Origin of the sequence: Burkholderia sp. R-40, from assembly GCF_049942845.1 — a bacterium.
GTDB lineage: Bacteria > Pseudomonadota > Gammaproteobacteria > Burkholderiales > Burkholderiaceae > Burkholderia > Burkholderia ambifaria.
Window position 1 is genome coordinate 3,372,002 of sequence record NZ_CP187967.1, and the last position, 16,600, is coordinate 3,388,601.

At 66.9% G+C, this 16,600-nt stretch carries 14 protein-coding genes and 1 pseudogene; 5 read left to right on the plus strand and 10 right to left on the minus strand.

Features of this window, described 5'->3' with window-relative positions:
- Positions 1–261: 261 nt before the first annotated feature.
- From ACP26O_RS15595 to ACP26O_RS15640, 10 genes and pseudogenes are all read right to left on the minus strand, one after another.
- On the minus strand, positions 262–1,407 hold the full coding sequence (locus tag ACP26O_RS15595; protein ID WP_011658156.1) for a TraB/GumN family protein: 1,146 nt from the start codon (positions 1,405–1,407) through the stop codon (positions 262–264).
- The gene (locus tag ACP26O_RS15600) at positions 1,400–2,416 is read right to left on the minus strand and encodes a peptide ABC transporter ATP-binding protein (RefSeq protein ID WP_011658157.1); all 1,017 of its coding nucleotides are present in this window, start codon (positions 2,414–2,416) and stop codon (positions 1,400–1,402) included. The genes ACP26O_RS15595 and ACP26O_RS15600 overlap by 8 nt, the downstream gene beginning before the upstream one ends.
- A complete protein-coding gene (locus ACP26O_RS15605) occupies positions 2,413–3,411 on the minus strand; it encodes an ABC transporter ATP-binding protein (RefSeq protein ID WP_105831971.1) in 999 nt (332 codons plus the stop codon). Before ACP26O_RS15605 ends, ACP26O_RS15600 begins: the two co-directional genes overlap by 4 nt.
- 2 nt (positions 3,412–3,413) lie before the next feature.
- Complete coding sequence (locus ACP26O_RS15610) at positions 3,414–4,331, minus strand: ABC transporter permease subunit (RefSeq protein WP_105831972.1); 918 nt, start codon at positions 4,329–4,331, stop codon at positions 3,414–3,416.
- Between the two features lie 4 nt (positions 4,332–4,335).
- The gene (locus ACP26O_RS15615; protein ID WP_011658160.1) at positions 4,336–5,346 is read right to left on the minus strand and encodes an ABC transporter permease subunit; all 1,011 of its coding nucleotides are present in this window, start codon (positions 5,344–5,346) and stop codon (positions 4,336–4,338) included.
- 117 nt (positions 5,347–5,463) lie between these two features.
- Positions 5,464–7,092 carry an ABC transporter substrate-binding protein gene (locus ACP26O_RS15620; RefSeq protein WP_175657080.1) on the minus strand — a complete coding sequence of 543 codons (1,629 nt, stop codon included), beginning with the start codon at positions 7,090–7,092 and terminating at the stop codon, positions 5,464–5,466.
- A gap of 313 nt (positions 7,093–7,405) precedes the next feature.
- Positions 7,406–8,713, minus strand: coding sequence for an MFS transporter (locus ACP26O_RS15625; RefSeq protein WP_105831975.1), 1,308 nt, complete (start codon positions 8,711–8,713; stop codon positions 7,406–7,408).
- 191 nt (positions 8,714–8,904) lie between these two features.
- Positions 8,905–9,216 carry a high-potential iron-sulfur protein gene (locus ACP26O_RS15630; RefSeq protein ID WP_006751923.1) on the minus strand — a complete coding sequence of 104 codons (312 nt, stop codon included), beginning with the start codon at positions 9,214–9,216 and terminating at the stop codon, positions 8,905–8,907.
- 456 nt (positions 9,217–9,672) lie between these two features.
- Positions 9,673–10,781 (minus strand): annotated as a pseudogene (locus ACP26O_RS15635) (NAD(P)/FAD-dependent oxidoreductase).
- Positions 10,782–10,907: 126 nt separating this feature from the next.
- Positions 10,908–11,888, minus strand: coding sequence for an AAA family ATPase (locus tag ACP26O_RS15640; protein WP_175665932.1), 981 nt, complete (start codon positions 11,886–11,888; stop codon positions 10,908–10,910).
- A gap of 417 nt (positions 11,889–12,305) precedes the next feature.
- Here ACP26O_RS15640 and ACP26O_RS15645 point away from each other — a divergent pair, with 417 nt between their 5' ends.
- The 5 genes from ACP26O_RS15645 (at position 12,306) to rqpS (ending at position 16,600) form a co-directional block, all read left to right on the plus strand.
- Positions 12,306–12,794, plus strand: coding sequence for a hypothetical protein (locus ACP26O_RS15645; RefSeq protein WP_105831978.1), 489 nt, complete (start codon positions 12,306–12,308; stop codon positions 12,792–12,794).
- A gap of 5 nt (positions 12,795–12,799) precedes the next feature.
- Complete coding sequence (locus ACP26O_RS15650; RefSeq protein ID WP_126228691.1) at positions 12,800–13,615, plus strand: endonuclease/exonuclease/phosphatase family protein; 816 nt, start codon at positions 12,800–12,802, stop codon at positions 13,613–13,615.
- A 107-nt stretch (positions 13,616–13,722) separates the two neighbouring features.
- Positions 13,723–14,370: a LysE family translocator gene (locus tag ACP26O_RS15655; protein WP_175665931.1), complete on the plus strand. Its 648-nt coding sequence runs from the start codon at positions 13,723–13,725 to the stop codon at positions 14,368–14,370.
- A 227-nt stretch (positions 14,371–14,597) separates the two neighbouring features.
- The gene (locus ACP26O_RS15660; RefSeq protein ID WP_006757819.1) at positions 14,598–15,368 is read left to right on the plus strand and encodes a ferredoxin--NADP reductase; all 771 of its coding nucleotides are present in this window, start codon (positions 14,598–14,600) and stop codon (positions 15,366–15,368) included.
- A gap of 416 nt (positions 15,369–15,784) precedes the next feature.
- On the plus strand, positions 15,785–16,600 hold the full coding sequence (gene rqpS / locus ACP26O_RS15665; RefSeq protein WP_175665930.1) for a quorum system sensor histidine kinase RqpS: 816 nt from the start codon (positions 15,785–15,787) through the stop codon (positions 16,598–16,600).

The window sequence follows — 16,600 nt, forward strand, 5'->3', positions numbered from 1 at the left end:
CGGCACGCGCATCACGTGCCGGCTACGCTAACCCCGCGCTTTGTTTTCTGCTACCCCGTAGAACTTATCTATTCTTTTCATTTTTTCAACTTGTGGGATGAAGAATAGAGATTCGCAGAACGGGATGTCAATGGTCTTAAACGCTATTTCCTGAGGATTCGAGGGTTTTCCTTATCGACTCGCGCGGCCGCGCAGCCGCTTCACACCGTGCGCGCGACGTCGATCAAACAGGGGAGGATCGGTGCGCGGCATCGGGCGCGATCAGTTCGCGTCGACCCGGTATCCTTGCCGGCGCAACAATTCGAGCACGCCGCGCGGGCCGCCCAGATGCAGCGCGCCGATCGCGACGAATACCGGCCGGTCCGGCGCGGCGATTGCCGTCATTCGTGCAACGAAGCGCCGGTTGCGCTCGTACAGGATCTTGTTGTCGATCGACGCCGACAGCGCCTTCGACCGGGCCAGCCGTTCGCTCTTCGCGACCGCCCACGCGGCGATCGCATCGGCGTCGCCAATTTGCCACAGCCGGTGCAGCGCCTTGATGTCGGCCGCGTTCTGCGCCGGCGTCTGCACCATGTCCTGCGCGAGCATCTCGCGCTGCTCGGCGAGCGTCAGCCCGGTGAACGCACGCATCTGCTCGGCCAGCGTCTCGAGCCCGATCACGCGGCCGCCCTTCTTCTTCAGGAACACATTCTGCAGCTGCGCCTCGGTGCCGTATTCGGTCTGGAGGCCAGCCGACAGCGAGTCGTAGGTCTCGACGACCAGCGCCGCGAGCCACGGCCGCATCCGGCGGATCTCCACGAGCGCGGCCGGATTGCCGCGCAGGCGCGCGGCGAGCCGCTGCCACAGCGGCTCGGGCAGCAGGCGTTGCAGGCACGGATAGCGGCACACGCCGTACTTCGATACGTCGTCCTGCGATTCGAGCAGATCGTCCGGCGACAGCTCGAGCGCGAGCGTCGGCGACGCGGCGAGCGCCCCGAGGATGCGCGGCCGGAACGGCTGGGCGCTCGGATAGTCGGACGGGTCGCCCGTATGCAGCGTGCCGAGCACGTACAGCGTGACCCGGCCCCGGGTGGCGACATAGAACGGCATGCGCGCGGGCTGCACGCGCACCGTGCCGCGCGCGACCGTGCCGTTCGACACGGACGGCGCGTGGAAGCCCGGCAGGCTCAGGCCGGGCGGCGGAACCTGCGATGGATGGATCGGCGAACTCGACGGCGCGCGCCCTTCGGCACGTGCGGCGTCGGCCGGGACCAGCACGCTGGCGGCCACGCACGCGCCGGCCAGCGCCGCGCCCGTGACCGTGCGCACGCTCCAGCGCCGTGCGTTGCGGCACGCGCGCATCACGCGCGCGCTGCCAGTCCCCGAACGGCGCACGTCTGACGCGCGCGCCGCCAAACCATCAGGCATTCGCCTCCCCCACCTCCTCGGCGCGATGGCAGGCCACGCGGCGTCCGTCGACGTCGCGCAACTGCGGTTCCTCGACACGGCACCGCTCGATCGCGTACGGGCAGCGCTGGTGAAACGCGCAGCCCGACGGCGGATTGAGCGGCGACGGCAGCTCGCCCTGCAGCTTGATCTGCACGCGGCGGTCTTCCTCGAAGATCGCCGGCGTCGCCGACATCAGCGCGCGCGTGTACGGATGCCGCGGCCGCGCGTAGATCGTCGCCTTGTCGCCGAGCTCGGCGACGCTGCCGAAGTACATCACCATCACGTCGTCCGCGACGTGCTCGACCACCGCCAGGTTGTGCGAGATGAACACGTAGCTGGTTTTGAACTGCTCCTGCAGATCCATGAACAGGTTCAGGATCTGCGCCTGGATCGACACGTCGAGCGCGGACACCGGCTCGTCGGCGACGACGATGCGCGGATCGAGGATCATCGCGCGCGCGATCGCGACGCGCTGGCGCTGGCCGCCCGAGAACATGTGCGGATAGCGCTTCGCGTGCTCGGGCCGCAGGCCGACCGTGCGCATGATCTGCGCGATGCGCGCCGCGCGTTCGGCGGCCGTCAGGTTCGCGTTGATCTCGAGCGGCTCGCCGAGCGTCTGCTCGACGGTCTTGCGCGGGTTCAGCGACGCGAACGGATTCTGGAACACCATCTGCACGCGCCGGCGCAGGTCGGCGACCGTCTCGCGGTTCGCGCCGGCCACGTTCTTGCCGTCGATCACCAGGCTGCCCGCGGTGGGCGTCTCGATCATCGTGAGCTGGCGCGCGAGCGTCGATTTCCCGCAGCCCGACTCGCCGACGACCGCGAGCGTCTTGCCGCGCTTGAGCGTGAACGACACGCCGTTCAGCGCCTTCACGGTGCCCTGCCCGAACATCCCGCGCTTCACCGAGTAGTGCTTCGCGAGGCCGTCCGCGATCAGCACCGCTTCCTCGTCGTCGTGCGGCGCACGCGTTTCGTGGACTGCATTCATCGTGCGCCTCCCGTCAGGTCGAGGTTGGAAATATTGAGCGGCTTGATGCAGCGCGCACGCATCGCATCGTTGGCCGGCACCAGCGTGTCGAGCGCCGGACGCGCCTTGCGGCAATCGTCGACGACGTACTTGCAGCGTGGCGCGAACAGGCAGCCGGACGGGCGATCATCGCGGCCCGGCACCATGCCCGGCAATGCGGCAAGGCGACGCGCCCCCTTATTGTGCTCGGGAATCGCCGCGAGCAGCGCTTCGGTGTACGGATGATGCGGCGCACGGAAGATGTCCGGCACGCGATTGGTCTCGATGACCTCGCCTGCATACATCACCGCGACGCGCTGCGCGACCTCCGACACCACGGCCAGGTCGTGCGAGATCAGCACGAGCGCCATCCCGCGCTCCTTCTGCAGCTTCACGAGCAGATCCATGATCTGCGCCTGGATCGTCACGTCGAGCGCGGTGGTCGGCTCGTCGGCGATCAGGAGCTTCGGGTTGCACGCCACCGCCATCGCGATCATCACGCGCTGGTTCATCCCGCCCGACATCTGGTGCGGGAACGCCGTGATGCGGTTCTTCGCATCGGGAATGCCGACCTGGTCGAGCAGTTCGAGCGCGCGCCGGTGCAGCGCGTCGCCGCGCAGTCCTTCGTGCAGCTTCAGCACCTCCTTGATCTGGTAGCCGACCGTGTAGCTCGGGTTCAGGCTCGACAGCGCGTCCTGGAACACCATCGCGATGTCCTTGCCGACGATCTTGCGGCGCGCCTTCGGCGACGCCTTCAGCAGGTCCACGCCGTTGAACGTGACCTCGTCGGCCGTCACCTTGCCCGGCGCGTCGATCAGGCCCATCAGCGCCATCATCGTCACGCTCTTGCCCGAGCCCGATTCGCCGACGACGCCCACCACCTCGCCCGGCGCAACCGACAGGTTGATCCGGTCGACAGCGGGCAGGCCGTTGAAGTTCACCGCGAGATTGCGGATAGTCAGTAGATCTTGGCTCATGGTCATGCCATCCGCTTCAATTTGGGATCGAGCGCGTCGCGCAGCCCGTCGCCGAGCAGGTTGATCGCGAGCACCGAAATCAGGATCGACAGGCCGGGCATCGTCACGATCCACCATGCGTTGTCGATGTAGTCGCGCGCGGACGCGAGCATCGCGCCCCACTCGGCGGTCGGCGGTTGCACGCCGAGGCCGAGGAAGCCGAGCGCGGCCGCGTCGAGAATGGCCGACGAGAAACCGAGCGTCGCCTGCACGATCAGCGGCGCCGTGCAGTTCGGCAGCACCTGCGAGAACATCAGGCGCACCGTGCCGGCACCGGCCACGCGCGACGCCGTCACGTACTCCTTCTGCAGTTCGCCGAGCGCCGACGCGCGCGTGAGACGCACATAGGCCGGCAGCGCGACGATCGCGATCGCGAACATCGTGTTGGTGAGGCCCGGGCCGATGATCGCGACGACCGCGACCGCGAGCAGCAGCGACGGCAGCGCGAGCAGCACGTCCATGATGCGCATCACGGGCGTGTCGGCCCACTTCTGGAAGAACGCGGCGACCAGCCCGAGCACGATGCCGGGGATCAGTGCGAGCACGACCGACACGAAGCCGATCCAGAACGACATCCGCGCGCCGAACATCAGGCGCGAAAGAATGTCGCGGCCCGCTTCGTCGGTGCCGAGGATGAAGTGCCAGTTGCCGCCTTCGAGCCACGCGGGCGGAATCTTCACGTAGTCGCGATATTGCTCGACCGGGCTGTGCGGCGCGATCAGCGGGGCGAGGAGCGCGACCAGGATCAGCACCAGCACGACGATGCCGGCGCCGACGGCGCCGCGGTTGCGCGAGAAGTTGGCCCAGAACTCGCGCAGCGCGAGCGCACGGCCGCCGGCCGGCGCGGATTCGCTCGGCAGGGTGTTTTGCAGATTGCTCATGGAATTACCTCGTGTGGCGGATGCGCGGATTCAGCACGCCGTACAGCAGGTCGACGACCAGGTTCACGACGATCACGAGCGTCGCGATCAGCAGGATGCCGCCCTGGACGACCGGATAGTCGCGACGGCCGATCGCATCGATCAGCCACTTGCCGACACCGGGCCACGAAAAGAGCGTCTCGGTCAGCACGGCGCCCGCGAGCAGCGTGCCGATCTGCAGGCCGATCACGGTGACGACCGGGATCAGCGCGTTGCGCAGCGCATGCACGACGACCACGCGCGCGGGCGACAGCCCCTTCGCGCGGGCGGTGCGGATGTAGTCCTCGCGCAGCACTTCGAGCATCGACGAGCGCGTCATCCGCGCGATCACCGCGAGCGGGATCGTGCCGAGCACGATCGCGGGCAGGATCAGGTGGCTGACCGCCGACTTGAACGCGCCTTCGTCCGGCGCGAACAACGCGTCGATCAGCATGAAGCCCGTCGGATGCGGGAAGTCGTATTCGACCGCGATGCGCCCCGACACGGGCGTCCAGCCGAGATACGAGGAAAACACCATGATGAGGATCAGCCCCCACCAGAAGATCGGCATCGAGTAGCCGGTGAGCGCGGTGCCCATCACGCCGTGATCGATGGCCGAGCCGCGTCGCAGCGCGGCGATCACGCCGGCCGGCAGGCCGACCGCGAGCGCGAACACGAGCGCGCACAGCGACAGCTCGACGGTCGCCGGGAAGCGTGCGAAGAATTCGCCCGCGACGCTGGTGTTGGTGATGATCGACGTGCCGAGGTCGCCGTGCAGCGCACGGCCGATGTAGTGGATGTACTGCAGCGGCAGCGGCTGGTCGAGGCCGAGCCGTTTCATTGCCTCCGCATGCATCGCGGGATCGACGCCGCGCTCGCCCATCATCACTTCGATGGGGTCGCCCGGTATCAGGTGAATCAGCGCAAACGCCAGGATGGTGATGCCGATGAAGGTCGGGATCACCATGCCCACGCGGCGCAACACGAAAGTGAACATGATGCGTCTCGTATTTTCTTGTGGGAAATGTGCGACCGGCGACGGGAAGCTTTTGGCCTCCCGCCGCCGGATGAATAGTGCCTTCTCGATCTATGCAGACAGCTTACACGGGTCGTGTTACTTCACGCCGACACCGTCGAAGCGGGCATAGCCGAGCGGCTCGATGCGCATGTCGACCACGTTCTTGCGTACCGGCTGGTAGACCGTCGAGTTCGCGATCGGCGAGAACGGCAGCTGCTGCGCGAAGATCTGCTGAGCCTGCGTGTAGATCTTCGTGCGCGCGTCCTGGCCCGTCGTCGTGCGGCCCTTCTGGACCAGCTCGTCGAACGGCTTGTAGCACCAGTGCGAGAAGTTGTTGCCCTTGATCGCCTCGCAGCCGAGCAGCGTGCCGAGCCAGTTGTCCGGGTCGCCGTTGTCGCCCGTCCAGCCGATCAGCATCGTGTCCTGCTCGCCCGTGTGCGCACGCTTGATGTACTCACCCCACTCGTACGTGACGATCTTCGCCTTCACGCCGATCTTCGCCCAGTCGGCCTGGATCATCTCGGCCATCAGGCGGGCGTTCGGGTTGTACGCGCGCTGCACCGGCATGGCCCACAGCGTGATGTCGAAACCGTTCGGGAAGCCGGCCTTCGCGAGCAGCGCCTTCGCCTTCGCGGTGTCGTACGCGGGCATCTTCAGGTTCTTGTCGTACGACCATTGGGTCGGCGGCACCGGTGCGGTGGCAGCCTGGCCCGCGCCCTGATAGACGGATTCGAGGATCGCCTTCTTGTTGATCGCCATGTCGAGCGCCTGACGCACCTCGAGCTTGTCGACCGGCTTGTGCTCGACGTTGTACGCGAGGTAGCCGAGGTTGAAGCCCGGCTGCGACGGCATGTCGATGCCCGAGTCGGCCTTCAGCGTCGCGATGTCGGCCGGACGCGGATAGCTCATCACCTGGCATTCGTTGCGCTTGATCTTCTGCACGCGCACGCCCGGGTCGGGCGTGATCGAGAAGATCAGCTTCGACAGCTTCACGGCACCCTTCTTCCAATAGTCAGGATTCCCGTCGAAACGGATCGTCGCGTCCTTCGTGTAGCTGCGGAAGATGAACGGGCCCGTGCCGACCGGCTTCTGGTTGATGTCGGCGGCCTTGCCGGCCTTCATCAGCTGCTCGCCGTATTCGGCCGACAGGATCGACGCGAATTCCATCGCCATGTTCTGGATGAACGGCGCGTTCGGTTCGGCCAGCGTGAACTTCACGGTGTACGGATCGACCTTCTCGATCTTCGTGATCAGCTTGTCGAGGCCCATGTCGGTGAAGTACGGGAACGACACCGGGTAGGCCTTGCGGAACGCCTGGTTCGGATCGAGCATGCGCTCGAACGAGAACACGACGTCGTCCGCGTTGAATTCGCGCGTCGGCTTGAAGAAGTCGGTCGTGTGGAACTTCACGCCATGACGCAGGTGGAACGTGTACACCTTGCCGTCGGACGAGACGTCCCACTTCTCCGCGAGGCCCGGCTCGACCTTCGTGCCGCCGCGCTCGAATTCGACGAGCCGGTTGTAGACGGTGAACGTGGCGGCCGTGAAATCGACGCCGGTCGTGAATTGCGCGGAATCAAAACCCGCCGGGCTGCCTTCTGAGCAGTAGACGAGCGTTTTGTTCGGGATCTGTGCGAATGCAGAGCCCGCGACGCCGAGCGATGCCGCTGCCACGCCTGCAATGGCGGTAACACGCAGGGTGTGCAACAGACGGTTGTATTCCATGTTTCCTCCAGGTTTCCAGATCGGAACCGGTCCCCCAGGGGCCGGGTACGCGGATATTACTTGAGCTAGCGATTCTGCAACAAGCTGGAGAAAAAACTCTTCTAGACGCATTTCCGCGGGTTTTTGCGGATGTCTGGCACGCGCGAAAAGTGCCTCTGCACGCGCGGACGGCCATTTCGCCGATCCGGCGCGTGTTTCCTTCGTCAACTAAACAATTTGTACGCGCCGATAGCGGCACGCCACGCCGCTTTCGGCCCATGCCGCGCATTGTTGCAGCCGTGGAAACGATGCGGTGCCCGCGCTGCACGCGGGATCAGTCCGGCGCGTCGAGATCCGCGTTGCGCGCGGGCACGAACGCGACCGCGACGATCGACAGCGCGAGCCCCGCCATCACGTAGTAAGTGGGCGCGAGCGGCGTGCCCGTCGTCTTGATCAGCCACGTGACGATGAACTGCCCGAACCCGCCGAACAGCATCACCGCGACGTTGTACGCGATCGACAGCCCGGTCGAGCGCACGTTGGCCGGGAACAGCTCGGCGATCATCGCGCCGAACGGCCCGTAGTAGCCCGCGAGCGTCACCGACAGCACGGCCTGCACCGCGATCAGCCGCCCGATGCTCGGCGCGGCGTCGAGCCACGCGAACAGCGGGTACATCAGCGCGAGCGTCAGCACGAGCGACCACAGCGACAGCCCCTTGCGGCCGATGCGGTCCGACCATGCGCCCGCGATCGGCGACAGCACCATCAGCAACAGATTGCCGACGATCACCGCGTAGAACGATTCCGCATACGGCAGCTTCAGCTGCTTCACCGCGAAGGTCGGCAGATAGCTGATCAGCACGTAGATCGTGACCGTCAGCGCGATCACCGAGCCGAGCCCGCACAGCACCTCGCGCGGATAGCGCGTGAACACTTCGCCGAGCGTCGCGCGGCGCGCGCTTTGCTGTGCATGCAAGAATGCTTCGGAATCCGCGAGATGGCGGCGAATATAGAAGCCGATCGGACCGATCACGAGCCCGAGGATGAACGGCACGCGCCAGCCCCAGCTGCGCAGCGCGTCGTGCGACAGCCCGCGCGTGATCGCCGCGCCGACCAGTGCGCCGATCAGCAGCGCGGCCGCCTGGCTCGCCATCTGCCAACTGCCGTAGAAACCGCGTTTCGAGAATGGCGCGGCTTCGATCAGCAGCGCGGTCGCGCTGCCGAATTCGCCGCCGGCCGAGAAACCCTGCAGCAGGCGGCCGAGCACGATCAGCAATGGGCCGCCGATGCCGATCGCCGCATAGGGCGGTGCGATCGCGAGCAGGAAGATGCCGGCCGTCATCAGCAGGATCACGAGCGACAGCGCGGCCTTGCGGCCCGCGCGGTCCGCATAGAGCCCGAACACGATGCCGCCGATCGGGCGCATGAAGAATGCGACGCCGAACGTCGCGGTGGTCAGCAGCAGCGAAGAGTATTCACTGGAAGTCGGGAAGAACAGCTCGGCGATCACGACCGTCATGAAGCCGAACACCGTGAAGTCGTACCACTCGAGCGCATTGCCGATCACGGCCGCCACGACCGCGCGCCGGTTCAGCGCACGCTCGGGCCGCGCCGTTTTCGTTGAATTCGCAATCGTCGCCATGCGTGCCTCGTCCTCGTGAATTCGCCGTGTCGGGCGGTGCGGCGCGCGGAGGGCCCGCGGCGCGCTGGTGTGCAGCGAGTGTAGAAAGCGACGGAACCGTTTTCAAGCATAAAAAACGCCCGCCATCTTCCGATGGCGGGCGTTTCGCGGTTTTCGCCACATTGCGGCACCGCACGATGCCGCTGTGCACGTCAACCCATCTTCGAGAATGCGCTGCACCAGCCCTTCGCCGACACCTGCTTGCCGGGGAACGCGCCGCACGGGCCCGAAGCCGAGCCCTTCTTGCCCTGGTACAGCATGCAGGCCGCGCAATCCTGGCCCGCTGCGTATTTCGGATACTTCGTCTTGTCGACCTTCGTGGCATCGGCCTTGTAGCCGAGCGCCACGGCGGTCGGATCGGTTTCCGACAGCATCGGCGCGTCGGCCAGCGCTTCGCGCGACAGCGCCAGCGCGGACACGGCGCCAATGCTCGTGATCAGGAAACTCCGACGGGTTGTTTTCATGGGGGACTCGCTCCAACGTTATTGGTTTGAAAGCCGTTCCAGGGTCTGTCTACCGATGGAACGCACATGCGAAGGCCCGAAATCGCTCGAAGGGCAAGAAGGGAGGAGCGCCGTTTGGCCGAGCCAAACAAGCGACGACCGACGCCGCCATGCGGGCGATTTCGGGCCTTCCCGTGGACACGACATCAATTAGGGGTTGCCCCGAGAAGGGCCGCTCGCCACGTTGCGCTCCTTGCGAATACGTCGAGTATTCGCAGCGTCGCGCGCCTCGCGAGCGGCCCTTCTCGGGGCAACGCATGTGCGTTCCATCGGTAGACAGACCCTGTACAGCCGTCCGACAGAATACCCGCCATGCAGACAAATGTGCGTGCCGAAATGCCGGAGATAAGAGATTTCACACGGGGGGCTCGGCACGGTCGCCCCGCATCAATGCGGGTCGTGTGCCGCCCGTGCGCGTCACGCGTTTGACGTCATGTCGCCGACGCGCTGCGCGAGCGCGAGCGACGCGGTCAGCCCCGGCGACTCGATGCCGAACAGGTTCACGAGCCCGCGCACGCCGTGCTGCGCGCCGCCCTGCACGATGAAATCGGCCGGCGGCTCGCCCGGCCCCGCGAGCTTCGGACGGATCCCGGAGTAAGCCGGCTGCAGCGCGTCGTCGGGCAGTTCCGGCCAGTATGCGCGGATCGACGCGTAGAACGCCTGCGCGCGCGCCGGATCGACTTCGTAGCGCAGCGCATCGACCCATTCGACGTCCGGGCCGAAGCGCGCCTGGCCGGCCAGGTCGAGCGTCAGGTGGATGCCGAGCCCGCCCCGGTCGGGCATCGGATATACGAGGTGCGAGAACGGCGCGCGCCCGGACAGGCTGAAGTAGTTGCCGCGCGCGAGATAGAGCGGCGGCACCCAGTGCGGGTCGAGGCCGCGCGTGCGGCGCGCGAGCGCCTGCGCGCCGAGGCCCGCGCTGTTGATCACGCACGCCGCCTCGATTTCGGTCGGCACGTCGCCACCGGTGCGCACGACGAAGCGGCCGCCGCGCAGCACGTCGATCGACTCGACCGGGGATTTCAGCACGCACGTCGCACCGTTGCGCTGCGCGTCGCCGAGCAGCGCGAGCATCAGCTGGTGGCTGTCGACGATGCCGGTGGACGGCGAGAACACCGCTTCCACGCAGTCGAGCGCGGGCTCGAGCGTCTGCGCCTCGGCGCGCGTGAGCGGCAGCAGGTCGAGCACGCCGTGTCCGCCGCGCGCGCGGCGAGCGCCTTCAACTGCTTCACCTGCGCGACGCTCGTCGCGACGATCAGCTTGCCGATGCGCCGGTGCGGCACATGATGCGTTTCGCAGAATTCGTACAGCAGTTCGCGCCCGCGCACGCACGACATCGCCTTCAGCGTGCCGCGCGGGTAGTAGAGCCCCGCGTGAATCACCTCGCTGTTGCGCGAACTCGTGCCCGTGCCGATCGCGTCGGCCGCCTCGAGCACGATCGTTTCGCGCCCGCGCGCGGCCAGCTCACGCGCAATCGCAAGACCGACCACACCTGCGCCGATCACCACACAATCCGTCTGCTCCATGGCGTTTCGCGTCGCTCACGCGTCGAGGGGAGAGATAGGAATTGTACGTCCCGGTTCGCCCGCCTGCCGAACCCCATGTGTATCGACATGTACGCGCGAGCCGCGGCGAACCGTACGCCGCCGCCCTCAGAACCCGATCGGTCGGCGCTTCGCGGCCCCCTCGTCGGCGCGGATGTCGGACGGGGCGATCACGTCGCGGCCGTCGAGCCGCGCGGCGCCGAACGCATGCAGCAGCGCACGGCGCATCGTGCGCGGCGGCGTCGCGGCGAGCACGTCGAGCGCGTCGTCGTCGAGCGTGTCGGGGAAGCGCTGCCCCCACGCGTGCGACGTGCGGATCTCGTCGTAGATCGTCTGCGCGATCCGTCGCGCGCCGGCCGCATCGGGCGGGGCGATCTCGTATATGTTCATCCGGTTCAGCAGCGGCTCCGGAATCGCCTGCGCTTCGTTCGCGGTCGCGATCCAGATCACGTTGCCCGCATCGATCGGCACTTCGGCGAATTCGTCGACGAACGCGCGCGCCGTGTCGTGCTCGAGCAACGCATACAGCGCGCCGAGCGGATCGTATTGCGCGTCGCTGCCGGCCTTGTCGATCTCGTCGACCGCGATCACGGGGTTCGCGTAGCTGCCGTTGACCAGCGCCTCGAATACCTTGCCGGGCTTCGCGTTCTTCCATTGCGACGACGCGCCCGACAGGATCCAGCCGGCCGTCAGCGAACTCATCGGCACGTAGTGGTACGCGGTGCCGAGCAGCTTCGCGAGCGCCTTCGCGAAATGCGTCTTGCCGATGCCGGGCGGCCCGAGCAACAGGATCGGCATCAGTTCGAGCCGGTCGTCGGTCTCGAGGCACAGCGCGACCTGCTTGCGCACGTCGTCGAGCGGCTCGGTGAAATTGGGCAGCGCGTCGCCGAGTTCGTCGAACGACGGCATCCGGTTCGGCTTCACGCAAAAGCGCAGATTGCCCGTCTTGAGCATCCGCTCGTAAGTGGCGCGCAGTGCGTCGCTCGCGCTCTCGTTCAAGTCGTTGAGCGCGGTCTCGACCTGCTCGAGGTCGTACACCGTGCTGAAGGATGCCACCGCCAGTTCCTGTTTCACCATCGCCGTCGTCATACCAACCTCGCTCCTGCTGCCATCACACGACCATCAGACACGACCATCAGACCCTTACGATTTCAGTGTAGCGATCCCGCATCGGCGCGCAAGCAAGCAGCCGTCCGACACTGCTGCTAACACCGCGCGTGCACTGCAGCGTCGCGCCGCGCGGCGTATCATCGATGATTCACCGGCCATCGCGCCGGTCTGGCTACGATCCGGACACGAGCGAAAACGCCTCGTCATCGAGCCCACGAGCGTCGCCAAGTTCGCGCACCTTTTCGCTTGAAAACGCGTGACGCGCACCTACCTTTCTATCAGGACCGGATCGTGCTGCGAACCCGCGGCGACGCGTCCTGTCACACGACCGTCCAAATCGATCGGGCGTAAGATGTGCGTCCATTCCCCGCTACCCCGCGTTTCCGGAGAAGTTTCATGCTGAAACACGGCCTGGCCGTCCTGCTCGCGAGCGTCGCGCTCGCGGCCCATGCGCAGAGCCCCGCACCGGCCGCCGTCGCATGGGAGATCCAGGTGGTGCGCGACGGTCAGACGATCGACACGTTCCAGCAGCGCACCACCGTCGGTCAAACCCGCACCGACACCCATCGCTACCCGTCCGCCGTGCCCGTCGGCTGCGGCAATGCCGCGCGCGTCGTGCCGACCGAGCGCTCGCGCTCGGTGACGGTCGCGCCGCTCGCCGTCGACGACGCCGCGCACACGGTGTCGCTCGCGCTCGACGTGCAGGAAACCCTCGACGACGAAAACGCGACGCGCAGCGATCCGTGCGTGCCCGCGTCGCCGCGGCAGATCGTCGCGAGCCATCCGGGGCTGTCGGTCGGCGGCGACGCGTGGACCGACTGGACGCTCGTCGAGCAGCATCCGCATCTCGTCTACCGCGTGCGTGCGCGCGTCGCGAAGGACTGAGCGCCATGTCCGCCGACGCCCTGTCCCTGCCGTTCGCCGAACCGCACGCCGCGCCCGACGAAATCACCGCGGTCAGCTGGAACCTGCACAAGGGCCGCTCGCCGCTCGGCTTCACCGCGTGGAACGCGATGCGCAACTGGATGCAATCGACGCACGCCGACGTGTATTTTCTGCAGGAAGCGATGGCGCGCCGCATGCCGCGCCCGATGCTGGCAACCGGCTTCGGCGCACCGATCGACGACGCGGTCGACGACGTGTGGCACTGCCAGGCCACCGAGATCGCGCAGGCGCTCGACTGGCAGATCGCGCTCGGGCCGAACGTGTTCAAGCCGTCGTGGCGGCACGGCAACGCGATCCTGTCGCCGCATCCGCTCGACCTCGGCGGCCGCTGGGACATTTCCGCGCACCGCTTCGAGCGGCGCGGGCTGCTGGTCGCGCGCGCGACGCTCGCCGGTTCGCGGCCCGTCACGCTGCTGTGCGCGCACCTCGCGCTCACGCGCGCGGCGCGGCTGCGCCAGATGCACTGGATCGCGCACTGGATCGTGCGCAACGCGGGCGACGACCCGCTCGTGCTCGCCGGCGACTTCAACGACTGGCGCAACGATTCGGTCGCGTTGTTCGGCGAGATCGGAATGTCCGAGGTCGCGACGCTGCTCGGCCAGTCGGGCCGCACGTTCCCCGCGTTCTCGCCGGCGCTCGCGCTCGACAAGATGTTCGTGCGCGGGCTGACGCCGCTCGAATGGCAGGCACCGTCCGGCGAAACCGCGTGGCTGTCGGACCACCTGCCGTATATCGCGCGGCTGCGGCTCGATCCGCGGTGATGCACTGAGGCCCTTGAAGCGCTGATTCCGTTGAAGCCGTGACACCGCAAGCGCGGTTGCACGGCGCGCGCTACAGTAGCGCTTTGCCCGCCCGCCGCCGCGCCGCCATGAACTACCTGCCGATCCTGCTGCAAATCGCCGTCGTCTATCTCGTCGCGGCGATCACGCCCGGCCCGAACTTCTTCATGATTTCGCAGTTGTCGCTCGCGGGGCGGCGCAGCCTCGGCGCCGCGTCGGCACTGGGCGTGGGCACCGCGTCGATCGCGTGGGCGACGCTCGCGATGCTCGGCCTCGCGGCCGTGCTGCACCAAGTCGAATGGCTGTACGAGACGATCCGGATCGGCGGCGCCGTCTATCTCGTGTATTTCGGCATCAAGCTGCTGCGCTCGGGCGTGCGCCGCGACGCGGCGCCGGCCGACACCGCGGCCACGAGTGTGCCGCTGGCCGCGCCGCACCTGCGCGACTATCTGCGCGCGTATCGCAGCGGCCTGCTCACCTGCCTGACCAACCCGAAATCGTGCGCGTTCTGGACCAGCGTGTTCGCGGCGATGCTGCCCGCGCACGTGCCGCTATGGTTCAACGGCGCGGTGCTGGTGACGATCGGCGTGCTGTCGGCCGGCTGGTATTCGTGCGTCGCGTTCCTGTTCGCGAGCCCGCGCGCGCAGCGCGGCTACCGGCGCGTGCGGCGCCCGCTCGACGCGCTGTGCGGCGTCGCGCTCGTCGGTCTCGGCGCGAAGCTCGCGGCCGATCGTTGAAAGCTCGCTGAAATGATTCGTTGCGCCAAATCCGCGCAGCCGGGCGGGTCAAGCCCGCATCTGCCCCAAGCAGGGTAAAATAACCAGTTCCTCAAACGTCTGTCATCGAGAAGGCGCGTGTCCGACGCGCCGGCCGGCCGATCCGCGATCGGGCCGACGCACTCGGTTTTTTTGCCCGTTTTTGGGCCCGTTACACGCGTTCGCTACGCGCGTCCGTTTTCAAAGCCATGAGCAAATACGACACCGCCACCGTCCAATCCGTCCATCACTGGACCGACACGCTGTTCAGCTTCACCTGCACCCGTGAGCCGAGCCTGCGCTTCAACAACGGCGAATTCACGATGGTCGGCCTCGAAGTCGACGGCAAGCCGCTCGCGCGCGCCTACTCGATCGTCAGCCCGAACTACGAAGAGCACCTCGAATTCTTCAGCATCAAGGTCCAGAACGGCCCGCTGACGTCGCGCCTGCAGCACCTGAAGGTGGGCGACCCGGTGCTGATCGGCAAGAAGCCGACCGGCACGCTCGTCGCCGACAACCTGCTGCCCGGCAAGACGCTGTGGATGCTGTCGACCGGCACGGGCCTCGCGCCGTTCATGTCGATCATCCGCGATCCGGACATCTACGACCGCTTCGACAAGGTCATCCTGACGCACACCTGCCGCCTGAAGGGCGAGCTGGCGTACATGGACTACATCAAGCACGACCTGCCCGGCCACGAGTACCTCGGCGACATCATCAAGGAAAAGCTCGTGTACTACCCGACGGTCACGCGCGAAGCGTTCGACAACGAGGGCCGGATCACCGACCTGATCGCGACGGGCAAGCTGTTCACGGATCTCGGCGTGCCGGCGTTCTCGCCGGAAAACGACCGCGTGATGCTGTGCGGCAGCACCGCGATGCTGAAGGACACGACCGACCTGCTGAAGCAGGCCGGCCTGGTCGAAGGCAAGAACAGCGCACCGGGTCACTACGTGATCGAGCGCGCATTCGTGGACTGATCGATCCCCGAATTTGTGCAGCATCAAGAAACCGGAGCAAAAGCTCCGGTTTTTTTTCGTCCCCACTTGGCGAATTCGTAACAAACTGCGACCATCTAATCTCAAATAGTTACATTTTGATACGGGCGGGCCCGGTGCTTTCGTGTCGGTGTTTTTCCTACAACAGGTTCGCTCCGATTATTCACATTTACCCTTAAATGTCCGCCCGGCATGACTTTTCCAGATTTTTTGAGATATGATTCGGCCGGCGCGGTTGCGGTTCGGATGGTCGTTGAAGGGTCGGAACCAAACGTTACAAGATGTAACTTTTGTTACCTCGGCCCGGGGCGACTCTCTGGCGGCGGCCGCGATCGAAACGGCAGCCAATCCACGCAGCCAGCCGGTGTGTGAATCGCTTTCTGACAGCAGGGAGAGTCATGGATACGTCGCTCAACGCGCCCCCCGGCGCCCACGCCCCGTTCCCGTCGCGGCCGCTCGTGCACAGCCGCGCCGCGGCCGCACCCGTGGCCGAAACCCTCCCCAAGCGCGACGCATCCGCCAGCCGGATCGCGACGCTGTCCACCCAATTGATGGCAGCCGACGAAGCCGCCCGCCGCCATCTGGCCGGCGAGTTGCATGACGGGCTCGGCGCCGAACTCACCGCCGCCCGATTCGCGCTCGCAAACGTTCAAACATGGCTGCCGGCCGATGCGCCCGAAGGCTGCCTGCGCGCGCTCGAACTGGCGCAGCAGGCACTCGACGCCGCAACCGATGCGAACCGTCGCCTGATCGACGAGCGCGACACGCCGGCGCTCGACGGCGGGCTCGTCGGCGCGCTGTCGACGTGGGTCGACAGCCACGCGGCCCGCACCGGCCTGCGCACGAGCTTCGTCTGCGCGGCCGACGCACGGCTCACGCAGCTGGCCGGCGCGAGTGCGCTCGCGATCTTCCGCGTCGCGCAGGAAGCGCTGTCGAACGTCGCGAAGCATGCGCGCGCGGCGTCCGTCGACGTGCGGATCGACACGGACGGCTCGCATCTGTCCCTGATCGTCACCGATGATGGGACCGGTTTCTCGCGCCGCCGGCGTGTCGGCTACGGCCTCGCCGGCATGCGCGCACGCTGCGAGGCGTTCGGCGGCAGCTTCGACACGCGCGCGCCGGAATCGGGCCGCGGCACGCGCGTCACCGCGCGCTTCGCGTGGAACTCGCTGTTCGCGGTGCCGGCCGCCGCACGCCGCGCGTCGCTTTCGTGA

Excerpts from the sequence above, each read along its gene's own strand:
- rqpS (WP_175665930.1), top strand. The coding sequence starts at position 15,785 with ATGGATACGTCGCTCAACGCGCCCCCCGGCGCCCACGCCCCGTTCCCG.
- ACP26O_RS15600 (WP_011658157.1), bottom strand. The coding sequence starts at position 2,416 with ATGAATGCAGTCCACGAAACGCGTGCGCCGCACGACGACGAGGAAGCG.
- ACP26O_RS15660 (WP_006757819.1), top strand. The coding sequence starts at position 14,598 with ATGAGCAAATACGACACCGCCACCGTCCAATCCGTCCATCACTGGACC.
- ACP26O_RS15620 (WP_175657080.1), bottom strand. The coding sequence starts at position 7,092 with ATGGAATACAACCGTCTGTTGCACACCCTGCGTGTTACCGCCATTGCA.
- ACP26O_RS15615 (WP_011658160.1), bottom strand. The coding sequence starts at position 5,346 with ATGTTCACTTTCGTGTTGCGCCGCGTGGGCATGGTGATCCCGACCTTC.
- ACP26O_RS15625 (WP_105831975.1), bottom strand. The coding sequence starts at position 8,713 with ATGGCGACGATTGCGAATTCAACGAAAACGGCGCGGCCCGAGCGTGCG.
- ACP26O_RS15630 (WP_006751923.1), bottom strand. The coding sequence starts at position 9,216 with ATGAAAACAACCCGTCGGAGTTTCCTGATCACGAGCATTGGCGCCGTG.
- ACP26O_RS15595 (WP_011658156.1), bottom strand. The coding sequence starts at position 1,407 with ATGCCTGATGGTTTGGCGGCGCGCGCGTCAGACGTGCGCCGTTCGGGG.
- ACP26O_RS15640 (WP_175665932.1), bottom strand. The coding sequence starts at position 11,888 with ATGACGACGGCGATGGTGAAACAGGAACTGGCGGTGGCATCCTTCAGC.
- ACP26O_RS15610 (WP_105831972.1), bottom strand. The coding sequence starts at position 4,331 with ATGAGCAATCTGCAAAACACCCTGCCGAGCGAATCCGCGCCGGCCGGC.
- ACP26O_RS15650 (WP_126228691.1), top strand. The coding sequence starts at position 12,800 with ATGTCCGCCGACGCCCTGTCCCTGCCGTTCGCCGAACCGCACGCCGCG.
- ACP26O_RS15605 (WP_105831971.1), bottom strand. The coding sequence starts at position 3,411 with ATGAGCCAAGATCTACTGACTATCCGCAATCTCGCGGTGAACTTCAAC.
- ACP26O_RS15645 (WP_105831978.1), top strand. The coding sequence starts at position 12,306 with ATGCTGAAACACGGCCTGGCCGTCCTGCTCGCGAGCGTCGCGCTCGCG.
- ACP26O_RS15655 (WP_175665931.1), top strand. The coding sequence starts at position 13,723 with ATGAACTACCTGCCGATCCTGCTGCAAATCGCCGTCGTCTATCTCGTC.